This is a genomic window from Hydrocarboniclastica marina, from assembly GCF_004851605.1.
GTDB lineage: Bacteria > Pseudomonadota > Gammaproteobacteria > Pseudomonadales > Oleiphilaceae > Hydrocarboniclastica > Hydrocarboniclastica marina.
In genome coordinates this window covers 3,746,370-3,767,213 of the sequence record NZ_CP031093.1, presented here as the reverse complement: position 1 = coordinate 3,767,213, position 20,844 = coordinate 3,746,370, and the positions used below count along the sequence as shown (strand labels likewise).

Here is a 20,844-nt window from a genome sequence, read left to right as displayed (position 1 = left end):
AATCAATTCTCCGTCACTGATCGGGTTGCCATATAGTTTCTCCAGCCGCCAGTATGGCTGATGTCCTGAGCGCCCTCCATGCCACAGGGCTCGCAAATAAAACCGGTAGCCCAGGTGCCGTCTTCCAGCTCAAGCTGGCCAATACCCAACGGATGGGGAATCCCGGCCACAAACGTTCCAAACCGATCCTCCGGCATGCGCCACACCTCTACTTCGATGGCAACGCCGGCATGCTCTGATCGGACCAGTCCGGGCCGGTACGGTGGGCCTCCTGCCAATGCGTAGAAACGGTATCGGGGAGCGGTCCTGATGCGTCTCACCAGCACGGCACCACGATCCGTTAGCTGGCTGTTTAGGGGGTATCCTTCGAGATGTGCGCCACATACTGCCACATCCAGCGTGCGCGCTGTCCGTGGCCGATCCTCCGGGATCAATGCGTCGCTGGTTGCACCAATGGTATTCGTAACCCGGCGGTGCAAGCGGTCGGCCAGCACACACAACTCTGTGTCACTCCAGGAGAAGCCGAACAGGGTAACGCCCCAGGGCAGGTTGTTTTCCAGGAAGCCTCCCGGAACAGAAACCGCTGCGTAATCCAGCAGGTTCATGAAGTTGGTAAAGGCTCCCAGGCGGGCATTAAGCACGATCGGATCAGCGATCATATCGTTAATCGTGTAGGGGCCCGGGCACGTCGGTGTGACAACGATGTCCACGCTCCGTACGATTCGATCAGTCTGCTGTTTCAGGGAGGCCAGCCGATACTGCGCATTGAAAGTGTCACCGGCAGAGTATTTGTCGCTGCCCGCCAGCACCTCAACAACGGCGCTATGGACCTGTTCCGGGGCATTCACCAGCGCCCTGATTGCCAATTGCCGCTCACAAACCCAGGGCCCTTTATAAAGTAGTGCTGCTGCTTCGGAAAAAGGGTGGAAGTCGATCTCTACGGCTCGTCCCCCAAGAGCTTCCAGATGCTCAACAGTGGCATCGAAAAGCTCCTTGGCTTCCGGGTATTCAGTCAGCCCCAGTTGATCGGCAGGAGGAATGCCGAAGCTGAACGTTTCACTTACCAATCCTCGGGGAGGTCTGCTGTTCCTCTGCCATGGATCGGTTGGGTTGCGTTGATCAGCCAGGGACAGGATCTGGTTGGCCTGGAGTGCAGTGCGGGCGAAGATAGCCACACAATCGAGGCTCTGGCATGCGGGAACCACGCCATCCACGCTCAGTCTACCCAGAGTGGGTTTGAGGCCAATGATGTGGTTGAGGGCGGCTGGCACCCGGCCGGAACCTGCGGTATCGGTACCCAGAGCAAAGCTGACCAGCCCCAGGGCGACCGCCACTGCGGAGCCGGAGGATGAACCACCCGATATCCAATCTGCATCAAAGGCGTTACCGCATGGCCCGAAATCGGAACGGGTACCGTTGAGCCCGGTGGCAAACTGATCCAGGTTGGTCTTGCCCACGGGAATCGCCCCTGCAGCCAGCAGCTGCTCAACGACAAAGGCGCTGGCCTCTGGAAGGATGCTGATATGTCGATTTCCCACCGTAGTTGGAATTCCCTTCAGGTGGACATTGTCCTTGATGGCAAAGGGCACGCCATAAAGCGGCAGAGATTCTGGTGAATGGCCCTCCAGAGCTTGCAGAAAGGGTTCCCGCTCTTCGGGCGTAAGGTAGTGGATCCACGGGTTCCGGTCGGCGAACGCAGTCTGGTACTCATCGAGTTGTCCCAGCAGCTCTCTCGGGGTCAGCTCCCCCGCCTGATAAAGCTCCTGCAGGTAGTCAATATCGAGCCTCACCGGCGGCGTAAAAGGGGCCTTCATAAGGCCCCCAGTCGTTTCAGCAGGCTGTCGGAGTCGGTAACGGCGCCGAATACGCCGCCCTGCATCTGGATCATCTTGACTGCGTGGTCATGGTTTGCCTGATCGGTGGCTCCGCAACAGTCTTCCACCAGCACACACTCGAATCCGCGGTCGTTCGCTTCGCGCATCGTAGTGTGCACGCATACGTCGGTGGTAATGCCGGTCAGGATCAGGTTCTGGATACCCCGTGTCTTCAGAATCAGCTCCAGGTCGGTAGCGTAGAACGAGCCCTTACCTGGTTTATCGATGATGGGCTCGCCAGCTTGGGGTTCCAGTTCCGGGATGATGTCCCAGCCTGGCTCCCCCCGCACCAGGATGCGTCCGCAGGGGCCGGGGTCACCGATGCCGGCGCCGATCTGCAATGAACGCCAGCGCTTGTTGGGGGGCAGGTCGCTGAGGTCAGGCCGGTGCCCTTCACGGGTATGGATCACAGGCATGCCCAGAGCCCGAAAACGACTCAGCAGCCGACTGATGGGCTCGATGGGCGCTCTAGTAAGGGACAGGTCGTAGCCCATGGTGTCGACATAGCCGCCCTCGCCGCAAAAGTCAGTCTGCATGTCGATAATGACCAGGGCAGTGTTGAGCCGGTCCAGGTTGTTATCCCATGGCCAGGCATAGGGACGAGAGTTCAGGGTGGTGGTCATGGTTGCTTACTCCTGGATCGATCGTAGGCTGGAGAGGGCCTCAAGGAGCTGGTCGGAGGTGGCTGTGGCTCCGAACAGTCCGCCCTGCATTTCTGTCATCGTGAAGATGGCATCCCGGTGTCGGGCCTCAGTGGCAGCGGTGCAGTCTCTAAGAATCAGGGTTTCGAGGCCACGATCATTGGCATCACGGACGGTCGTATGCACGCAAACGTCCGTTGTGAGGCCCGTTACGATAAGATGCGTGATGCCTTGCAGGCGCAGAATGTGATCCAGGTCGGTAGCATAAAAGGCACCTTTGCCAGGTTTATCGATCACGATTTCGCCGGGGGCTGGGGCCAGCTCCGGGATAATTTCCCAGCCAGCTTCACCGCGAACCAGAATCTTGCCCAGAGGGCCATCCTTGCCAATACCGGGGCAGACCTGTTCACTGCGCCACTGTTTGTTGGCCGGGAGATCCACGAGCTCCGGTCGGTGACCCTCACGAGTGTGGAGGATCAGGGCTCCCGGCAGTGCACGAAACGCCGCCAGAACGCGGCGAATGGGTTCGATGGTGGCTCTGGCGGGAGTCAGGTCAACACCCTGGGAGTCGATGTATCCACCGGAAGCGCAGAAGTCCTTCTGCATGTCGATGATAACCAGTGCCAGCTGCCGGGGCTCGACCGGCGCGATGCACGGCCAGGCGTAGGGCCGCGCATCGGGAACTGTAATGGCTGCGGACGTGCTCACTTGAGACGTCCTTTGACGCCCTGAACCAGGAAGTCCATTTTCTCGGTCTCACTCAGGGTCATGGTGTCGCCCTCCTCAACAATCACTGTACCGTCCTGTCCGATTACCGGGCCGGCCCAGACCTGAAACTCCTCATTCATGATCGCCTCCCGGCGGTCCAGCACGGTCTGGCGGTCCTCTTCACTGACAGCGCTACCAAATTCGCTGAGCTTGGCGGCCTGGGTCAGCAGGTCACCCCGTAGGTGCTTGGACTCCCATGTGCCGTCTTGGGCGGAAGTGACGATATCCACCATCATCGGGCCCCAGTTCCAGACCGCGCCGACCAGCCAGCCTTCTGGCGCAAACTTGCTGGCGTCGGCATGGTAACCCACGGAATATACGCCCCGGCGCTCAGCCACTTGGACATAGTTAATTGGCGAGTCCACGTGACCGCTCAGCACATCCGCGCCACCACTGATTAGCGCTTCCGCCGCTTCCGCCTCTTTAGTGGGATCGGACCAGCTGGAGGTCCAGATTACTGAGGTGGTCACCTCGGGGTTCACACTCTGTGCGCCACGAGTAAACGCATTGATGTTACGCAATACCTGTGGAATCGGATGGGCGGCAACAAAGCCCAGCTGATTGGTCTCTGTAGTCAAGCCCGCTGCGACGCCGGCCAGATACATGGCCTGATCGATTTCTGCGAAGTAGGTCATCAGGTTGTCGGCGGTCTTGAGGCCACCTGAATGGGCGAAGTACACGTCCGGATATTTCTCCGCCACTTTCAGAGCGTGGTCCAGGTAGCCGTAGCTGGTAGGGAACACCACCTCGACCCCGGAGCGAATCATACGCTCCATTACCCGCTGCACATCGGCGTTTTCCGGGATGTTTTCAAAGTACACGGTTTGCACGTCGTCCATGTGCTCTTCCAGGTAGAGACGGCCCTGGTCCTGAGCGTAGTTATAACCATAGTCGGTCTTCGGTCCGACGTAGACAAAGCCAACCTTGGTCTCGGCTGCAGCCTGGACGCTGATCGCCAGGATAGAAGTTGCCAACAAGGTGCGGATCGCTTTTTTCATGGTGATTCTCCGTTTGGTTATGTTCAGTCAGTTATCGAGCACTTTGAAAGACGACCCTTAATCCGGCCGGCATGCCGCCACCGCTGGCCCTAAGCCCGCGATAGCTGAGCATGAGCACGCTCAGGGGAATTAGGTAGGGAAGCGTTGCGAGCAGGTAGGGAGAGATATCAACCCCCCAGGACTGCAGTTTCAGGTTGAGAGCTTCCGAAGCACCAAACAGCAACGCAGCGGGTAGCGCGTACCAGGGGTTCCAGCGAGCCACGATCACAAGACCCACGGCCACCAGCCCTCGGCCAGCGGTCATGCCTTCCACCCAGTTGGCGGTGTAGTCCACCGCCAGAGCAGCACCACCGAAGCCAGACATCAGGCCGCCGAAAGCGATTGCTGCAAGCTGGTAAGGGACCGGGTTATGGCCGAGATTGCGGGTAATGTCGTGGGACTCACCTGCTGACCTCCAGCGTAGGCCGGTACGGGTCCGGAAAAGAAAAAGAGAGATGGCGGGAATGGCCAGCAGGGTTATCAATATGGTGGGTGTGATGGGCCCGAGGAACTGACCCAGCAGCGGAATCTCGCTCACAAAGGTGTGGTTCAAATTGCCGAGAGAGTCGATCCTCTCCCCCACGAACGGGATCCCATAGTAGGCACTTAGCCCGCCGCCAAGTATCAGGACCGCAACGCCACTGGCGACCTGATTGGCACCACAGCCGAGTACCAGGATAGCGTGCACCATCGATAGGCCAATTCCTGCAGCACAGGCAGCCATCACACCCAGCCACGGATCGCCGGTCAGGGAGGCCACCGCAAAACCGGTCATCGCTCCCAACAGCATCTGACCTTCCACGCCGAGGTTGATAACGCCACTGCGCTGAGTCATAGATTCCCCCAGCACTACCGCAAGCACTGGCGTGGCGCTACGCAGAGCCGCAAACAGCAGAGTAAGGAGTTCAGTTACGAAATATTCCATACAGATTCCTCTGAATTTCTACCGGTGGTGCTGTTCAGGCACCACGATGCTTCGGCCAGAGACTTGCCACCGCCAGCACAATGATGAACAGCAGAGCTTGGAGGATGTCGGCGCTCGCCTTGGGAAGTTGTGCATAAAGTTGCAGAGAGTCGGCTGAAGCGAGGAGACCGCCCATCAGTACTGACAGCGGGATAAGACGCAGGAAATGCTGTCCGGCGAGCCAGGCCACCAGGAAACCGGTCATGCCGTAGCCGCTGGCCAGACCGTCCTGCAGCCGGTTCTGGATCACCGAGGCCTCAGCAATACCGGCGAGACCGGCAAGCAGCCCGCCGACGGCCATCACAATCAGAACGTTACGCTCGTAGGAAATGCCAGCAGTTGCGGCCACCCGAGGGTTGCTGCGGCTGACTTGCAGACCCAGCCCCCATCGGCTGCGGGTGACTAGGACGTGCAGGACTACAGCCGCGACAATACCGAATACCAATCCGAGGTGGACCCGCGTATCGAAGAATTGGGGCAGGATCGCCCCGTCTGGGAACTCGATGGTAGCCGGCCAACCTAGAGAGTTGGGGTTCTTCCACGGACCGTGGACGACGAAGCTCACCAGCAGTACTCCGACATAATTCAGCAGAAGGGTGGATATGGTCTCGTTGACTCCCAGGCGAGTCTTGAGAAGGCCTGGGATGACGCCCCACAGCGCGCCTCCCGCCATTGCGCCAGCCAGCATGAACGGCATCAGTAGCCAGCCAGGCTGATCCAATACGGCCAGGACTGCTCCGGTGCCAAACAGTGCGCCCAGGTAGAGTTGTCCTTCGCCACCCACGCTGATTAGGCCGAGGCGCGCGGGCAACGCCACGGCTAGTGCGGTTAGGAGAATGGGGGCCGTTTTAACCAGGGTCTCGCTGAAGGAATAGCTATCGCCAAACGCGCCCATTACCATTTCCTGGAAAAGGGACACTGACTCACGGCCGTTGAGTGAAAAGAACGCCAGGGCCGCCACCACAAAAGTGGCTGCCATGACCAGAACTGCCCCGGCAGGGCCGCCGAGCAGGCGCAGGCCAAACCGTGTTGCGGCGTGGGTGTGGCTTATCATGAGGCAGCCCTCGTGTGTGGTTCGGCGTTTATCGCTGTGGGGCCGGCGGTGGCGGATTGATGTTCGCCAGTCATGGCCCGGCCAATGTCGAGCCGGTCGCATTCCCGTGGGTCGAACATGCCAGAGATCTGTCCGCCCTGAAGCACAGCGATGCGGTGGGCATACGCCATGAGGTCATCCAGGTCTTCCGAGATCCACAGAACAGCGGCACCATCATGGGCTTTGGCAAATAGGGCCTGGTAAATGTCATGAGCGGCGCCAGCGTCCAGTCCCATGGTGGGGTAGGCTGCCACGATCAGATCACGGCGCCCTTGTAGCTCTCGGCCCACCACCAGTTTTTGCAGGTTGCCTCCCGATAGTTGTCCGGCGGGTAGCGAAGGGCTGTCGGGCCGTACTTGGTATTGGCGGATGATTTCGCGGGTCTGTTCAATTTCCGGTTCCCAGGCTGGAAAGAAACGGAGCTGCCGGAAATGGGAAAGGGCTACGTTGGTGGTCAACGAGAGGTCGCTTGCTACAGCATTCACTGCGGGTTGTTCAGGTATGTAGGCGACCTGCTCGGAGGTCTTCGGGGCACGAGCAGCCGAATGCAAAACAATACCGTCAATAATCACTTCACCCTGGGAGAGTGGAGCCAGTCCGACCAGAGAATCCGCCAGCAGGTGCTGCCCGTTACCCGATACCCCGGCGATGCCCAGGATCTCTCCCGGTCTAATATCAAGGTCGATATTCTCAATCGACTGAACACCTTGGCGGGCGTTGAGCTTGCGTATACTGACCCGCGGCGGCTTGCCGGAAAACACATCCCGGGGCGTCACATCAATAGAAGATCTTTGATTGCTATCGCCCATCATGAGGCGGACCAGCGAGGCTTCGCTACACTCCTCCCTGCTCAGGGTCTGTACCAGTTTTCCGGCTCTCATAACCACGACCCGGTGGGCACAGGCCATGACGTCCTGCATCTTATGAGTGATCAGTATCACGCTTCGACCGCTCTCCCCCAGCCGGCGTATCAAACCCCATAGCCTTTCTGCTTCCTGGGGTGGCAATACCGAGGTGGGCTCATCCAGAATCAGGACTTTGGCATCCAGGTTCAGTACCTTGACCAGCTCCAGTAGCTGGCGTTGTCCCACGGAGAGGTCTCTTACCAGCGTGGATGGATCCAGACCGGGCATGAGCTCTTCCAGGTAGGTGAGCACCTTTCTATGGGACCCGGTTTCACCAAATAGTCCCCTGAAGGTCCAGAAAGGTGGTGTTGGATAGGCCAGCAATAGGTTATCCAGTACCGACAACGCAGGCACCAGGTTGAATTGCTGGAAGACCATTCCGATGCCGAGAGACATGGCCTTCTGAGGAGAATCGATGATGGTTTCCCGATTGTTGACCAGGATACTGCCTTCGTCTGGTGGGTATAGTCCGAACAGCATCTTCATGAGAGTGCTCTTGCCTGCGCCGTTCTCCCCGAGGAGGGCAAGGACCTCACCCTGACGGATGTCGAGGGTGATCCCGTCGTTGGCCGTAACTTCTCCAAAGCGCTTCGTAACGTTGTAGAGCTGAATCTCCATTGACGAACCTTAAGTCGCATCTGTTTGTTGTATGCAACGTTGCATGGATCATGCCATTGGCCATTCACAGGGGCGGAAGATGCACTAGCACAGCAGATAAGGACAGAACTTCTTCGTGAATAGGTGCGCTGTGGCGGTCAAGCGGGTGCCCGAATTGGGTGCGTTGGCTGGAGCTGTGCTCAAGGATGGTGCGTAAACATCTGTCGTTCGGCGTTCCGGGCGGTTGAAAAAAAACGAGTCCTAAGGAATGATGTATACAACAACATATCAAGGACCGAAGTATGGCTACGTCCACAAGAAAATGGACCACAGACCGCATCTACCACGAACTGCGTCAGGGCATAATGAATCTCGAGCTGTACCCGGGCAGCCGGATAACCGAAACCGAGCTGGCCCAGCGTTTCGGCGTAAGTCGAACACCGGTGCGGGAAGCGCTGCAGAGGCTGGCTGTGGAAGGGTATCTTACAATTCGGCCCAAGCACGGATGCTACATCCGCCCGCTCGATGTTTTCGAGCTGGCCGAGTATTACGATGTCAGGGTTGGCCTGGAGCTGGAGGGCCTCGCTTTGATGGCGCGCCGTATCCCGTACCGGGGCATCGCACAGCTGGCGGAAGACTGGGACCCGGACAGGGCCGGTTTTGGGCTGGAGGGCACTGAGCAGTTCAAGGATGCGGAGGAGGAATTCCACATCCGATTGGCAGAACTCAGCGGCAATCCGGTGCTGGTTCAGTACCTGCGGGACATCAACGACCATATCCGCATCGTGCGTCGCCTCGGGTTGCCGGACCCTGAAAGCGTAATGAGAACGTATCGGGAACATCACGAGGTCTGCCAGCGGATTCTCGCCAACGATCTCGAGGGGGCCGCATCACTACTGCGGGACCATGTCCATGAAAGTCAGGCGAAAAGCCGTGAAGTGACGCTCGCCCAGCTTGAACTTCGCCGGAGGGAAAGGGTGCTGGAAGGATGAGCTTATCTAGCGTTCGGTTCCCCTGGCATGGTTCCTGCTAAATCACCTCCACCAATTTGGGCTACCGCAAGAGGAGTAGGTGCTAAATGAGTGGATTAGGTGGTTTGAACAAATCCCCCCACGGGCTGGTCATCGGGCTCGTGCAATTGCAGTTGCCAGACGTAGGAACGCCGGAGCAACTTCAGGCACAGACCCGGCGGGTCTGCCAACTTGTAGGCAAGGCCCGTCGGCAATCACCAGTCATGGACCTGGTGGTTTTCCCCGAGTACTGTCTCCATGGCCTCTCCATGAGCACCGACCCGGCCATAATGTGTGATCGCAACGGGCCTGAAATGGAGGCTTTCCAGCAGGCCTGCCGGGAGCACGACATCTGGGGCTGCTTTTCTATCATGGAACACAACCCTGGCGGCAATCCCTACAACACCGGCGTCATTATTGATAACACCGGCGAAGTACGTCTCTTTTACCGCAAGCTGCACCCTTGGGTACCAGTGGAGCCCTGGGAGCCTGGCAACCTCGGCATTCCGGTCTGCGACGGGCCCAATGGCAGCCGTCTGTCTCTCGCCATATGTCATGATGGGATGTTCCCGGAAGTGGCGCGTGAATGCGCCTACAAGGGCGCAAATATTATGTTGCGTACCGCGGGCTACACCTCACCGATCCGCCACGCCTGGAAGATCACAAACCAGGCCAACGCCTTCTGTAATCTGATGGTGACCGCTAATGTCTGCCTAGCCGGCAGTGACGGGACTTTCAATTCAATGGGTGAAGGCATGGTGGTCAACTTCGATGGCCAGCCCATCGTGGAGGGTAATGGTTTTGCGGATGAGATCATCACGGCAGAGGTTCGCCCCGACCTGGTGGACGAGGCTCGCATCCACTGGGGCGTCGAAAACAATATCTATCAACTAGGGCATCGTGGCTATGTAGCGGTCAAGGGTGGCGCCACCGATTGTCCCTATACCTTCATGCAAGACATGGTGCGCGGTCAGTATCACCTGCCGTGGGACGACGATGTGAAAGTGGTAGATGGCAGGGACTTTGGTTTCCCATCTCCTGATCGGGAGTATCAGCCTGAACAGTAAAAGATGGTCTGATCGAATCTTTCCGGGGTGGTCACTCAAGATTCAGGGAATGGGCCGCCCCGGGGCCCCGGATTAAGCCAACAGTTTTCCGGCCATTCCGTTCTGCTCTTCTATGATGTGGGGTAACGAGCGTGTCCGAAGTTCGCCCTCCTCAATTACCACCCGACCATTAATGATGCTCCAGGCCACCCGGGGCGGGGTGCAGAACACAAGGGAAGCTAGAGGGTCGCTCTGGCCGCCTGCCATGGCAATGTCGTCGGTGCGAAATGCCACAATGTCCGCGCAGTAGCCGGCCTGTATCCGCCCCAGGGCGTCTCCGCGCCCGAGCACCTCAGCTCCGCCGCGGGTAGCCACCCGGAGGGCTTCCCGGGCCGTCATGGCTCCGGGTTCCTGGTCCCGAACCCTCGCCGACAGCATGGCCAGCCGGGCCTCGTCCAGCAGGTTCCCACTGTCGTTGGACGCACTGCCGTCCACCCCGAGACCTACCTTCACTCCGGCATCCAGCATTTTCCGGATGGGGGCTATGCCCGAAGCCAGGCGCATGTTGGAGCACGGGCAGTGGGCTACGCCGGTGCCCGTCCGGGCAAAGAGCGCGATACCCGGCTCGTCCAGATGCACACAATGGGCGTGCCAGACATCGTCGCCTACCCAACCCATAGCCTCGGTGAACTCCGTAGGCGTCATGCCGTAGCGTTCCTTGCTGAAGGCCACGTCCTTCCAGTTTTCAGCGGTATGGGTGTGAAGGCCGACCTTCAGTGCTCGGGCCATGGTGGCGGCCTCACGCATCAGGTCGGTGCTGACGGTGAAAGGCGAGCAGGGCGCCAGGGCCACCCGCACCATGGCGTCGGCGTTGTGGTCGTGGTGAGTTTCCACCACTCTTTGCATGTCTTTGAGGATGGCAGACTCGTCGGCTTCCACCAGGTCGTCCGGCGGCAATCCGCCCCGGCTTTGGCCGAGGCTCATGGCACCTCGAGCGCCATGGAAGCGGATGCCCATTTCGGTAGCCGCCTGTACGCTGTCATCCAGGGTGATGCCGTTCACGTGCAGGTAGGCGTGATCGGCGGCCGTGGTACAGCCAGATAGCATCAGTTCCGCCATGGCCGTCCGGCTGGCGGCGCGCTGCATGGCGGGGGTGATGTTTCGCCACACTGGAAACAGGGCACTGAGCCAGTCGAACAATTCGCCGTTCTGAGCCGCTGGCAGAGCCCGGGTCAGGGACTGGAACATATGGTGATGGGTATTGATCAGGCCCGGTATGACTACATGCCCGGTCATGTCGATCACGCGGTCGGCATCGGTAGGTGCCTCTTCGGCTGGCCCTACCCCGACGATCCGATTGCCGCGGATAAGTACAAAGCCGTTGGCGATCTCTCTAAGTTCATCGTCCATGGTGGCGATGGTGCGGGCGTTCTTCAGTAACAGTGATTGCGTCATATCCCTCTCGTTAGTCCGGCTGGTGGTGCGTTAAACAGGTCGCCAGTCCCATGCAAGACTAGTGCCTTCTCCCACGCCCCAAAAGGCTGACTTTGTGGTCATCATTTCCAGGCGATGCGCCGTAATGGAGCGCCTTATTGTGTCTTGCGCCCGCTAATCCCTATTCCCTGGGCCATCCGGAATGGCACAGCGGTTGCAGATAAAAAAACTGACCATTTGGTAGGTATGGGAGTAGAGAGGATGACGGGAACTGGGCCGAATATTCCGATAATCGATTTCGGACCCTTCATGAGCGGGTTTTATGGCGACCGGAAGTTGGTTGCGGAACGGATGCGCAAGGCCAGCACTGACTGGGGTTTTTTCTATCTCGCGAACTGTGGCATGGCGGCCGACAGCCTAACACAGGCCTTCATGGCGTCACGGCAGTTCTTCGCATTGCCGCTGGCAGAAAAGAACCTTGTTGCGTGGCAGAACGCCGAAAGCAATCGCGGCTATGTAGGCGTCAAGCGTGAGCGGCTGGACCCTGCCCGGCCAGGTGACCTGAAAGAGGCGTTCAACCTGGCGCCCGAGGAGCCCGGCGCTGGCGTTCCAAAAAATCGGTGGCCTCAGGGACACCCAGGGTTCCGCAAGGTCATGACACATTTTCTGGACGACTGCATCAATACCGCGGATCGGGTGTTGGAGGCCTTTGCCCTGGCTCTGCAGCAGCCTGCCGATTTCTTCGTTAGAGCTCACGACAAGCATCACCACACCCTGCGCCTGTTGCATTATCCGCCCTTGCCAGAGGGGTTCGAGCCGGCAGACGGTGAAAGCCGGGCGGGCGCGCACACTGACTACGGCAGCATCACCTTGTTGTTTCAGGATGATGTGGGCGGCTTGGAAGTTCGTACCCGGGCGGGTGAATGGCTGCGTGCAGTGCCCATACCCGGGACGGTGGTCGTTAATACCGGTGATCTGATGCATCGCTGGACCAACCAAATATTTTGCTCCACGCCCCACCGGGTCAATGTAGCGCCGGAGTGCAGGCACTTGGACCGCTACTCGATTGCGTTCTTTTGCCACCCCAATAAGGACGCAGAAATCGTCTGTATCAGCTCTTGTGTCGGTGAACACCAGCCCGCCCTCTACCCACCCACTACCGCCGGCCAGCATTTGCAGGAAAAGCTGACAAACACCTATGGCACATGAAAACCGTACAAGCACTTACGCCGCTGCAATTCATCAATAGCAAGCAACAGGAGTTTTTATGAAGAAAGTCACGTCAACTATTTTCAGCGTCACCCTGTCGCTGGGCGCGATCGCGGTCCAAGCGGAAGAGCTGACGCCTGTGTCCGTGGCCACGACCTGGTATGCCCAGGCTGAACACGGCGGTTTTTACGCGGCCAAGGCACTTGGCATTTATGAGAAACACGGTCTGGATGTGGACATCAAAATGGGTGGCCCCCAAGTCAACAACGTGCAGTTGCTGGTGGGCGGCTCGGTCGACTTCATTATGGGTTATGCGCTGCAATCACTTAACGCGGTGGAGCAGGACATTCCGCTGGTGACCGTGGCTGCCTTCTTCCAGAAGGACCCCCAGTCACTAGTAGTGCACCGCAACGTCGGCCATGACTCCTTGGAGAAGCTGAAAGGCAAGGCCATGCGCGTGCCCACCGCGGGCCGCGTCGCCTACTGGCCCTGGTTGAAGAACGAGTACGGTTTCACGGACGATCAGTTGCGGGCCTACGACTACAGCTTCGCGCCATTCATCGGTAATAAGCAGGCCATTCAGCAGGGCTATGTCACTAACGACGGCTACTTCTTGCAGCAGGCGGGAGTAGAGGGTGAGAGCCTTTTGCTTGCGGACAACGGGTGGCAGGCTTACTCGGCGACACTCGACACCACCCAGGCCATGATCGACCAGAACCCGGAAGTGGTCCAGAAAATGGTAGAAGCGACCGCAGAGGGTTGGAGGGCCTACTTCGAGGATCCGGATGCAGCCAACAAGCTGATCAAGCAGGATAACCCCGAAATGCAGGACGACTTGCTGGCCTACAGTTACGAAAAAATGCAGGAGGAGGGCATTTTGCTGTCGGACTCCGCTGAAGGGGGCCAGTTCGGCAACATGACCCGCGAAAGGTGGAAGTCCTTCTACAGCGACATGGTGGAGGCCGGCACGCTACCCGCGGACCTCGAATGGCAGAAGGCCTTTGACCGGCGCTTCGTAAAAGCGCTTTACGGCAATGAGACTGGAGAGTAAGCCGGCAACTGACCCCGAGCCAACGGGGTCAGTTGCTATATTTGTTTACAAAGTCGGCGATGGCAGCGGCCACGTCATCGGGGCGAGAGACCTGGGGTACGTGGCCGGCCTCCAGGCTGACAATATGAGCCGCCGGAGTCAGCGACTGCATCAGCCGCTGTACTGACAGGGTAACTGAACGGTCTAGTCGGGCCTCGATATAAAGCCTGGGAAGGCTGCCAAACCGGCCATCGGTCCATTTCGGTACCAAAGCGCGGCTGCCCTCCGCCTGCGGGCCCAGGCACTGGCCGGCGGCTTGCGCCCTGTCCGGTTCCATGTCGTTGAAGAAGATGGCAGACGCTGCGCTCGGTGGCACATGGGAAACCTGGCCGTCCCGCGACCACTGCAGGTACGGAGAAATGCCTGTGGCTGCGGGATCACGCTCCTTCGCGATTTCGACTATCTCAGCAAACCCCATACCGGAAGGCAGCATCATGCCAGCGACGAAGACAACCCCTGAGATCCGCTCGGCGATGACCTGGGCTACCTGAGTTGCGACCACGCCGCCGCCTGAGTGGCCGACTATGAATAGGGGGCCCTCGACGCCCTGTAACTGATCCAGTACCTCTTCAACACAACGGGTCAGCGAAGCCCTTTCGGGTTGCCCTATTTTCCCTGAGCTGCCGGGTAGTTCCGGCACAATGACCCGATAACCAAGGGTCTGTAGGCGCAGAGTAAGCTCGGCCCAGACCCAGCTGCTAGCCCAGGCGCCGTGAATCAGAGTTATGGTAGCTATGGGCGCTGATTCAAGCATAGGTCCTCCGATACATTTCTATCAGATGGTTTTCCACCGTTGTGGCCGGGTATAGCGGGAATTCTCCGGGAGCGAGGCACCCCGGCAGGCAGGCGACTTCGTGGTCTGGGTTGCCGCTGTAAAAGAAGGGCACCGAATAGCGTTCAGTGCCTGAGCTATTTACGACCCGATGCAGCGTGGATCGGTAGCGGTCGTTGGTCCAGCGCGCAATCATGTCTCCCAGGTTGACTACAAACGTGCCGGGTATCGGGTCCGCATTGATCCAGCTTTCCATCTGGTTGTCCCAAACCTGCAGGCCCGGGTTGTGATCCAGAAGCAGAACAGTGACTCCGCCAAAATCGGTATGAGCGCCGCATCCCTTTTCGCCCGGTTCCGGTTGTGCCGGCTGTGGTGGGTAATGCAGTAGCCGCAGTGTCGAGAGTGGCTGTCGGCAGAACTCGCTAAAATGACCGCGGGGTAGGTCAAGCGAGAGCGCCAGGGCCTGCATGATGCGCGCGCTTAGGGCGTTCATGGCGTCAAAATACGCTGTCATTGTGGAGCGGAACTTCGGCAGGCTTTCGGGCCACTGGTTGGCGCCGTGGTTGAACCGTCGCGCCTGGACGCGGGGATCGGTCTGGTTCAGCTCCTCGCCGATGTAAAAGCCTTCTTTCAGGTCTGGCGGGCTACCGGGCTCCAGCGTCTGCCCCTTCAGGGGCTCGTACCCTCGATTGGCAAGGGACAAGGCTTTGTTAATGCGTTCCTTCTCGGCAGTGGGCAGCTTGAAAAAAGCTTGGGTCTGAAGAAACACTGCATCGATCATTTCCTGGGAAACGCCGTGGTTGCGGACATAGAAAAAGCCGGTGCCACGGCACGCTTCGGCCAGCTGTTGTGCCAGCCGCTGATGATCCGCCGCCCTTTCGCTCGCCAGCAAGCCGATGTCTATGAGGGGCAGCTGAGCGCATTCTGAATTGGCGCGGGTATGTTCGGGCATAGGAGCTCCTGCACTTGCGGTTCGGTAATTGTCCATGTGGTCAGGTATTCATGATCCGTGCCATAGACAAGCGGCCGTGCCATGGTAGGAAACGCCTTCTCAATTGATGACTCCAGGCTTCAAATCGGGGCGGGGCGGGAGCTTCTGCACCACTTGGGCGCAGGCGGATTTGCGGACACTGCCCTGGTGAGCGCCCCAAATGAGCTTCTTCCACAACAATAAAACGAGGTGCTGAAGCCGTCGCGGCCTTTCCCGGACCGGAGCCAGTCTATCCTGAGTGATCATTTGGCCAAGAAAATGCAAGATATCCTGAACCTGGCCTGCGCTTTGCAACTAGTCCCTAAAAGCTGACCGAATGATCAGATATTCGGGCAGAACCACGACTGAAAAGGGGAAGCAGATGCGCAACCAACTCACACATTCTTTGATATTGGGCGCTGTCCTCGGGGCGGGGCTACTGGCCCAGTCCGCGATGGCTGCCGATCAGGTAACCTATCAGCTGGACTGGCTGCCGGGAGGCGACAAGTCCCCGGTCTATGTCGGGGTCCAGAAGGGCTTCTTTGAAGACGCAGGACTGGAGGTCAATATAGCCACCGGCCGGGGCTCGGCCGATGCAATCACCAAAATCGCCACCGATCAGGCTGACATTGGCAGCGCCGACATAGCCGCAGTCATGGCGGCCAGGGCACAGGACGAGTCCGTCCCCGTAAAAGTGGTCTACAGTATCTTTAACCAAGCACCCCACGCGTTCTTCACCCTGGAGAAGAGTGGCATCGATGAGCTTACTGATATCCAGGGAAAGAAGGTCGCTACTTCTCCTTTCACGTCCTCCAACGCTTTCTTGCCATTGGTTCTAACGGAAAACGGACTGCCGTCGGACGCTGTCAATCTCACCAAGGCCGATCCTGGAGCGCTTGGCCCCATGCTGATGAATGGCGGTACCGACGCCATCATCGCGTGGGTGACTAACGTCCCGTTGTTTGAGGACCAGGCCGAAGCGACTGGCAATGAGTTGGTGGTGATCCCCTGGTCCGATGCCGGGCTCGAGTTATACAGCTCCTCGGTTGTTGCCAGTGAGAAGTTCCTCAGTGAGCGGCCGGACGTAGCCAAACGCTTCATAGCAGCATTGGATAAGTCTATTCGTTACACCCGGGATAACCCATCCGAAGCTGGTGCGGCACTCAAAAGCATGGTGCCCGAAGTCGATGCTGACGTAGCAGCCGCCCAGGTCAAGGCCACCATGCCGCTGGTATTTAATAGTGTCAGTGAGCGAGACGGCTTGGGTGCGCTAACGCCTGAGAGGATAGCCCTGACTTGGGATTGGGTTTCGCAGGCCGAGAACCTGCCCGCTGATAGCCTTGACCCTGAGTCGGTTATCGACCGTTCCCTGCTGGAGACTCTGGACTGATGTCGGACACGGCTACCAACCGCCCGTTTGTCACCTTGACCGGCGTGGGGCATCGCTATGACCCGAACCCGTCAGTTCCCCCCGCAGTTACCGGTATTGATCTGGTTCTTCGCCGCCACGAGTTTGTGGCGGTGGTCGGACCATCCGGCTGCGGCAAGTCGACATTGCTGAGAATGATTTCGGGTTTGCTGAAGCCGTCTGAAGGCGCTGTTAGTGTGTTCGGCAGACCGGTGGATGGACCGCGGGACGATGTCGGTATCGTGTTTCAGAAGCCGACTCTGCTGCCCTGGCTCAGCGTGCGCCGTAACGTTCTGTTTCCCCTGAAACACAAGTTCGGCCGGTACAGTAAGGGCGATGAGAAGAGGGCCGACGAGTTGCTGGAGATGGCCGGCCTGGGCTCTTTCGCAGAGAAAATGCCGGATGAACTCTCGGGTGGAATGCAGCAGCGGGTTGGTATCGTGCGCGCGCTATTGCTGAACCCGGATATTTTATTGATGGACGAACCGTTCTCAGCTTTAGATGCCATGACCCGCGAACAGATTGGCTTCGACCTGCTAAAGATCTGGGAAGAGCAGCCCAAAACCGTGCTCTTCATCACGCACTCGATCGCCGAAGCGGTGCTGCTGGCCGATAGGGTGCTGGTGATGAGCAAGCGCCCTGGAACCGTCCTCGACATGATCGAGGTGGACCTGCCACGCCCCCGAACCACCCGCACCATTTCCGACGCTCGCTTTGGCGAGCTGGCGGACCGCATAAGGACTTATATCTATGAGCCTGATGTCGCCTCATAGCCGGGCAAGAGCCTTCCTTTTAGGCGTTTCGCCCTGGGTATTCTTTGTCGCCCTGATTCTGCTGTGGGAAATAGTGTGCCAGGCGTTCTCCTTACCTGCCTACGTGCTGCCAGCCCCCAGCGCTATCGTAGATGCCTTTTTCCAAGTGGAGTTTTCCCGTTGGCTCACGCACCTGTGGGCAACGTTGCGGGTAGCGTTGCTGGGGTTCGGAATTTCGATCCTGGTATCAATTCCCATAGCTGTTGCCATGATGCGCTCGGAGTTACTGTCACGTACCCTCTATCCGCTGCTGGTCGTTGTCCAGTCCACGCCGGTGGTCGCGGTGGCGCCACTCATCATCGTGCTCATGGGCTCTGACGATTCCTCGCGGGTGTTGATTACCTGTCTGCTGACCTTTTTCCCGCTTGTGGTCTCAACCGCCACGGGTATCAACGAGACGCCCCCCGAACTGATCGAGCTAAGCCGTTCGCTGGATGCACCCACCCGGCGAGAAACCTGGCAAATCCGCATTCCCTATGCGATCCCGCATATTTTTAGCGGGCTGAGGATCGCCATAACTCTGGCTATCATTGGCGCGGTTGTGGCGGAGTTCGTGGCCGCAGAGGAGGGCCTGGGCTACTTCATCCAGTTTTCAACGTCATTTTTCCGCATACCCCAGGCCTTTGCCGGGTTGTTCTTCCTGGCTGTGGTGAGCCTGTTGCTGTTCAAGTCTGTGCAGTGGTCGCAACAGCTGTTTTTTCCCTGGAGCTTGCCCAAGAAAGGGCACTAAACCGCCCCGGCACAACGAGGTAAAGACCATGACACCAACCCAGTCCGACCTGGCATTCTTGCGCAAGACACTCGAGCTCGCCGGTGATGCCGCTGACCAGGGTATACACCCGTTCGCCGCGATTCTGGTAGACGCTGAGGGGAAGACCCTGATGGAGCAGGTGAACGCCTTTCTGCCGGACCGGGACATGACAGGCCATGCGGAGCGAGTCCTGATGACCCGGGCCAGTAAAGCCTGGCGGCCTGATTTCCTGGCGAGGTGCACGATGTACGTTTCCGCTGAGCCTTGCTGCATGTGCGCTGGCGCCGCCTATTGGGCAGGTCTGGGGCGGCTGGTATATGGCGTGAGCGAGCACCGGCTCAAACGGATTACCGGTAACCATCCGGAAAATCCTACTCTCGATCTGCCGTGCCGTACTGTGTTTGCGTCCGGGCAGCGTGATGTGGAGGTCCTCGGGCCGTTGCTGGAAGACGAGGCGGCCGACGTACACGAAGTATTCTGGCAACGCCACGGAATTGGGGCCTGAGCCGTGGGGCTCCGCCGAGTAACCGTGGTGGTGGACTCCCGTTACGGTAGTACTCTGGCTCTTGCCCAGGCTATCGCGGCAGGAGCGCAGTCTGAGAGGGCGGAAGTGCGTCTGCGCCGGGTTGCCATTGTGGACCCGGAGTTCAGTATCGACGTCACGCGTCCCGACTACCAGGAAGCGCAGGCGTTATACCGTTCGCTACCCCGGGCCAGCGCCAAAGACTTGGAGTGGGCGAGGGGCATTATCTGGGGATCCCCAACTCGCTACGGCTTGATGAGCACACCGCTTCGGGCCTTTATCGATGAAGTGGCCCCGCTCTGGCGACAGGGCTCACTGATAGGCAAGGTCGGGGCGGCCTTTACCTCGACAGGCGGTGTGCATTCAGGCAATGAAATGACGCTGCTTTCACTGTTACTACCCTTCTTGCAGCACGGCATGGTGCTCGCGGGTGTACCTCATAGTGTGGCCGAGCTGTTGCACACCACAAAGGGGGGTTCTCCCTATGGTGCCAGCGCCGTGACCGGCTTTGACGGCACACTTGGGGTCGACCAAAACGAACTGGCTATCTCGCGGGCCCTCGGCGCACGAGTGGCGAGGCTCTGCGGACAGATTGAGCCGGAACCAGCATCCGTGGAGCTGGCCTCCAGGGCGCCGGGCCGCTGAGATTTCCTTCGCGGTGTAACACAGGTTCACATAGCCGCCCTTGGGGCGGCTTTTTCATTTGAGGCGCGACCAAATGTAGTGCAACCGGGCAACTATCGGTGCAAATATGCGTGCCCGCCTCGTGCTATAAATGGATAAACCTATTAAAAACAAGATAATATAGATATTTATTTGCTGGCACGAGGGTTGCAGTAAAAACCTGAACAAATGGTCAATATACCGGATGCGGTGTTCGCTGACGTTCAGGAGAGAATATTCATGGCAACGAAGTTACTGAAGATTTTTGGCATTGCAGGTGTCGTGGCCGGCCTGGGGATTTCCTCGCCGGCGCTGGCCAGCGAGCTGGATAAAGTGGTGTTCGGCACCAACTGGTACGCTCAGGCTGAGCACGGTGGCTTTTACCAGGCTGTTGCCGCAGGTATCTACGAGGAACACGGCCTTGATGTCGAGATAAAGATGGGCGGCCCCCAGGTCAACGGCACGCAGCTATTGGTCAGCGGCCGTTACGACCTGCTGATGGGATACCCGATCGGCAATATCAACGCCGTCGCCAAGGGGCTCCCAGTTGTGACCGTGGCTGCGGCCATGCAGGGGGATCCCCAAGCTATTATTGCCCACCCGAATATCAAGTCAATTGAAGAGATCAAGGAAAAGGAGCTGCCGGTATACGTTGCGGCATTTGCCCATTCCACTTTTTGGCCATGGTTGAAGTCGGAATACGGCTTTACCGATGAGGTGGTACACGCCTACACCTTCAGTGTTGCGCCCTTCCTCAACAACGAGCGCATTGTTCAGCAGGGTTACCTTTCCTCGGAGCCTTTTGCCATGCGCAAAGGAGGTGTTGAGCCATCTGTGTTCCTATTGTCCGACTATGGCTACCCCCCTTACGCCACCACCATCGAAACCACACACGGCTTGGTCGAAGAAAACCCTGATCTGGTCCGACGCTTCGTCCAGGCCAGCATGGAAGGGTGGAAGAGCTACCTTGAGAATCCAGGGCCAGGCAACCGGCTGATCCAGGAAGCCAACCCAGAGATGACTGACGAGCAGATCGCCTACGGCATCGAGAAAATGAAGGAGTACGAGTTGGTGACAGGTGGCGACGCCGCCACCTTGGGAATTGGCGTGATGACCGATGAGCGTTGGCAAAAAATATACGACTTCATGGTAGAGGCTGAACTAGCGCCGGACGATATGGATCTGAGCAAGGCCTATACCCTGGAGTTTCTACCGGACGAGCCGGTACTGCCCTGATCCACCCGTAACCTAAAACTCGGCGGGCAATTCGGGCCCAC

At 58.6% G+C, this 20,844-nt stretch carries 20 protein-coding genes; 10 read left to right on the top strand and 10 right to left on the bottom strand.

The features are described from left to right. Positions 1 to 2: 2 nt before the first annotated feature. From atzF to soil367_RS16650, 7 genes are read right to left on the bottom strand one after another with little or no spacing between them, the layout of a single operon-like run. Entirely contained in the window at positions 3 to 1,814 is a 1,812-nt protein-coding gene (atzF, locus tag soil367_RS16680) for an allophanate hydrolase (RefSeq protein WP_136550160.1), read from the bottom strand. Beyond that, complete coding sequence (gene biuH / locus soil367_RS16675; protein ID WP_136550159.1) at positions 1,811 to 2,497, bottom strand: biuret amidohydrolase; 687 nt, start codon at positions 2,495 to 2,497, stop codon at positions 1,811 to 1,813. Before biuH ends, atzF begins: the two co-directional genes overlap by 4 nt. 6 nt (positions 2,498 to 2,503) lie before the next feature. After that, positions 2,504 to 3,223, bottom strand: a complete 720-nt coding sequence (locus tag soil367_RS16670) for a cysteine hydrolase family protein (RefSeq protein WP_216642740.1) — start codon at positions 3,221 to 3,223, stop codon at positions 2,504 to 2,506. Next, complete coding sequence (locus soil367_RS16665; RefSeq protein ID WP_136550158.1) at positions 3,220 to 4,281, bottom strand: BMP family ABC transporter substrate-binding protein; 1,062 nt, start codon at positions 4,279 to 4,281, stop codon at positions 3,220 to 3,222. Before soil367_RS16665 ends, soil367_RS16670 begins: the two co-directional genes overlap by 4 nt. A gap of 31 nt (positions 4,282 to 4,312) precedes the next feature. Further along, on the bottom strand, positions 4,313 to 5,245 hold the full coding sequence (locus soil367_RS16660) for an ABC transporter permease (protein ID WP_136550157.1): 933 nt from the start codon (positions 5,243 to 5,245) through the stop codon (positions 4,313 to 4,315). A 34-nt stretch (positions 5,246 to 5,279) separates the two neighbouring features. Next, positions 5,280 to 6,338 carry an ABC transporter permease gene (locus soil367_RS16655; protein WP_172962377.1) on the bottom strand — a complete coding sequence of 353 codons (1,059 nt, stop codon included), beginning with the start codon at positions 6,336 to 6,338 and terminating at the stop codon, positions 5,280 to 5,282. Continuing rightward, positions 6,335 to 7,900, bottom strand: a complete 1,566-nt coding sequence (locus soil367_RS16650; protein WP_136550155.1) for an ABC transporter ATP-binding protein — start codon at positions 7,898 to 7,900, stop codon at positions 6,335 to 6,337. The genes soil367_RS16655 and soil367_RS16650 overlap by 4 nt, the downstream gene beginning before the upstream one ends. Positions 7,901 to 8,181: 281 nt before the next feature. On the opposite strand from soil367_RS16650, the gene soil367_RS16645 reads away from it, so the two are divergent. Next, positions 8,182 to 8,871 (top strand): GntR family transcriptional regulator, encoded by a 690-nt coding sequence (locus tag soil367_RS16645; protein WP_136550154.1) that lies wholly within the window; start codon positions 8,182 to 8,184, stop codon positions 8,869 to 8,871. An 86-nt stretch (positions 8,872 to 8,957) separates the two neighbouring features. Continuing rightward, entirely contained in the window at positions 8,958 to 9,956 is a 999-nt protein-coding gene (locus soil367_RS16640; RefSeq protein WP_136550153.1) for a formamidase, read from the top strand. A gap of 72 nt (positions 9,957 to 10,028) precedes the next feature. Here the strand turns inward: soil367_RS16640 and soil367_RS16635 are convergent, their stop codons facing one another. Further along, complete coding sequence (locus tag soil367_RS16635) at positions 10,029 to 11,390, bottom strand: 8-oxoguanine deaminase (protein WP_136550152.1); 1,362 nt, start codon at positions 11,388 to 11,390, stop codon at positions 10,029 to 10,031. A 225-nt stretch (positions 11,391 to 11,615) separates the two neighbouring features. On the opposite strand from soil367_RS16635, the gene soil367_RS16630 reads away from it, so the two are divergent. Both soil367_RS16630 and soil367_RS16625 read left to right on the top strand, forming a co-directional pair. After that, on the top strand, positions 11,616 to 12,578 hold the full coding sequence (locus soil367_RS16630) for an isopenicillin N synthase family dioxygenase (RefSeq protein ID WP_342777434.1): 963 nt from the start codon (positions 11,616 to 11,618) through the stop codon (positions 12,576 to 12,578). A gap of 58 nt (positions 12,579 to 12,636) precedes the next feature. Further along, positions 12,637 to 13,629 (top strand): ABC transporter substrate-binding protein, encoded by a 993-nt coding sequence (locus soil367_RS16625; protein ID WP_136550150.1) that lies wholly within the window; start codon positions 12,637 to 12,639, stop codon positions 13,627 to 13,629. Between the two features lie 28 nt (positions 13,630 to 13,657). On the opposite strand, the gene soil367_RS16620 is transcribed toward soil367_RS16625, so the two are convergent. Both soil367_RS16620 and soil367_RS16615 read right to left on the bottom strand, forming a co-directional pair. Beyond that, complete coding sequence (locus soil367_RS16620; RefSeq protein WP_136550149.1) at positions 13,658 to 14,422, bottom strand: alpha/beta fold hydrolase; 765 nt, start codon at positions 14,420 to 14,422, stop codon at positions 13,658 to 13,660. Next, entirely contained in the window at positions 14,415 to 15,392 is a 978-nt protein-coding gene (locus soil367_RS16615; RefSeq protein ID WP_136550148.1) for an isopenicillin N synthase family dioxygenase, read from the bottom strand. The genes soil367_RS16620 and soil367_RS16615 overlap by 8 nt, the downstream gene beginning before the upstream one ends. Positions 15,393 to 15,792: 400 nt before the next feature. Here soil367_RS16615 and soil367_RS16610 point away from each other — a divergent pair, with 400 nt between their 5' ends. The 6 genes from soil367_RS16610 (at position 15,793) to soil367_RS16585 (ending at position 20,803) form a co-directional block, all read left to right on the top strand. Then, positions 15,793 to 16,800 carry an ABC transporter substrate-binding protein gene (locus soil367_RS16610; RefSeq protein ID WP_136550147.1) on the top strand — a complete coding sequence of 336 codons (1,008 nt, stop codon included), beginning with the start codon at positions 15,793 to 15,795 and terminating at the stop codon, positions 16,798 to 16,800. Continuing rightward, on the top strand, positions 16,800 to 17,591 hold the full coding sequence (locus soil367_RS16605; RefSeq protein WP_136550146.1) for an ABC transporter ATP-binding protein: 792 nt from the start codon (positions 16,800 to 16,802) through the stop codon (positions 17,589 to 17,591). Before soil367_RS16610 ends, soil367_RS16605 begins: the two co-directional genes overlap by 1 nt. Next, on the top strand, positions 17,569 to 18,360 hold the full coding sequence (locus soil367_RS16600) for an ABC transporter permease (RefSeq protein WP_246065390.1): 792 nt from the start codon (positions 17,569 to 17,571) through the stop codon (positions 18,358 to 18,360). The genes soil367_RS16605 and soil367_RS16600 overlap by 23 nt, the downstream gene beginning before the upstream one ends. A 28-nt stretch (positions 18,361 to 18,388) precedes the next feature. Then, complete coding sequence (locus soil367_RS16595; RefSeq protein WP_136550145.1) at positions 18,389 to 18,886, top strand: nucleoside deaminase; 498 nt, start codon at positions 18,389 to 18,391, stop codon at positions 18,884 to 18,886. A gap of 3 nt (positions 18,887 to 18,889) precedes the next feature. Continuing rightward, positions 18,890 to 19,549 (top strand): NAD(P)H:quinone oxidoreductase, encoded by a 660-nt coding sequence (wrbA, locus tag soil367_RS16590; protein ID WP_136550144.1) that lies wholly within the window; start codon positions 18,890 to 18,892, stop codon positions 19,547 to 19,549. Positions 19,550 to 19,807: 258 nt separating this feature from the next. Continuing rightward, a complete protein-coding gene (locus tag soil367_RS16585; RefSeq protein ID WP_136550143.1) occupies positions 19,808 to 20,803 on the top strand; it encodes an ABC transporter substrate-binding protein in 996 nt (331 codons plus the stop codon). Positions 20,804 to 20,844: the final 41 nt, after the last annotated feature.

Excerpts from the sequence above, each read along its gene's own strand:
- soil367_RS16655 (WP_172962377.1), bottom strand. The coding sequence starts at position 6,338 with ATGATAAGCCACACCCACGCCGCAACACGGTTTGGCCTGCGCCTGCTC.
- soil367_RS16665 (WP_136550158.1), bottom strand. The coding sequence starts at position 4,281 with ATGAAAAAAGCGATCCGCACCTTGTTGGCAACTTCTATCCTGGCGATC.
- soil367_RS16615 (WP_136550148.1), bottom strand. The coding sequence starts at position 15,392 with ATGCCCGAACATACCCGCGCCAATTCAGAATGCGCTCAGCTGCCCCTC.
- soil367_RS16595 (WP_136550145.1), top strand. The coding sequence starts at position 18,389 with ATGACACCAACCCAGTCCGACCTGGCATTCTTGCGCAAGACACTCGAG.
- soil367_RS16620 (WP_136550149.1), bottom strand. The coding sequence starts at position 14,422 with ATGCTTGAATCAGCGCCCATAGCTACCATAACTCTGATTCACGGCGCC.
- atzF (WP_136550160.1), bottom strand. The coding sequence starts at position 1,814 with ATGAAGGCCCCTTTTACGCCGCCGGTGAGGCTCGATATTGACTACCTG.
- soil367_RS16585 (WP_136550143.1), top strand. The coding sequence starts at position 19,808 with ATGGCAACGAAGTTACTGAAGATTTTTGGCATTGCAGGTGTCGTGGCC.
- soil367_RS16630 (WP_342777434.1), top strand. The coding sequence starts at position 11,616 with ATGGGAGTAGAGAGGATGACGGGAACTGGGCCGAATATTCCGATAATC.
- soil367_RS16660 (WP_136550157.1), bottom strand. The coding sequence starts at position 5,245 with ATGGAATATTTCGTAACTGAACTCCTTACTCTGCTGTTTGCGGCTCTG.
- soil367_RS16635 (WP_136550152.1), bottom strand. The coding sequence starts at position 11,390 with ATGACGCAATCACTGTTACTGAAGAACGCCCGCACCATCGCCACCATG.
- soil367_RS16650 (WP_136550155.1), bottom strand. The coding sequence starts at position 7,900 with ATGGAGATTCAGCTCTACAACGTTACGAAGCGCTTTGGAGAAGTTACG.
- biuH (WP_136550159.1), bottom strand. The coding sequence starts at position 2,497 with ATGACCACCACCCTGAACTCTCGTCCCTATGCCTGGCCATGGGATAAC.
- soil367_RS16605 (WP_136550146.1), top strand. The coding sequence starts at position 16,800 with ATGTCGGACACGGCTACCAACCGCCCGTTTGTCACCTTGACCGGCGTG.
- soil367_RS16625 (WP_136550150.1), top strand. The coding sequence starts at position 12,637 with ATGAAGAAAGTCACGTCAACTATTTTCAGCGTCACCCTGTCGCTGGGC.
- soil367_RS16640 (WP_136550153.1), top strand. The coding sequence starts at position 8,958 with ATGAGTGGATTAGGTGGTTTGAACAAATCCCCCCACGGGCTGGTCATC.
- soil367_RS16610 (WP_136550147.1), top strand. The coding sequence starts at position 15,793 with ATGCGCAACCAACTCACACATTCTTTGATATTGGGCGCTGTCCTCGGG.
- soil367_RS16600 (WP_246065390.1), top strand. The coding sequence starts at position 17,569 with ATGAGCCTGATGTCGCCTCATAGCCGGGCAAGAGCCTTCCTTTTAGGC.
- soil367_RS16645 (WP_136550154.1), top strand. The coding sequence starts at position 8,182 with ATGGCTACGTCCACAAGAAAATGGACCACAGACCGCATCTACCACGAA.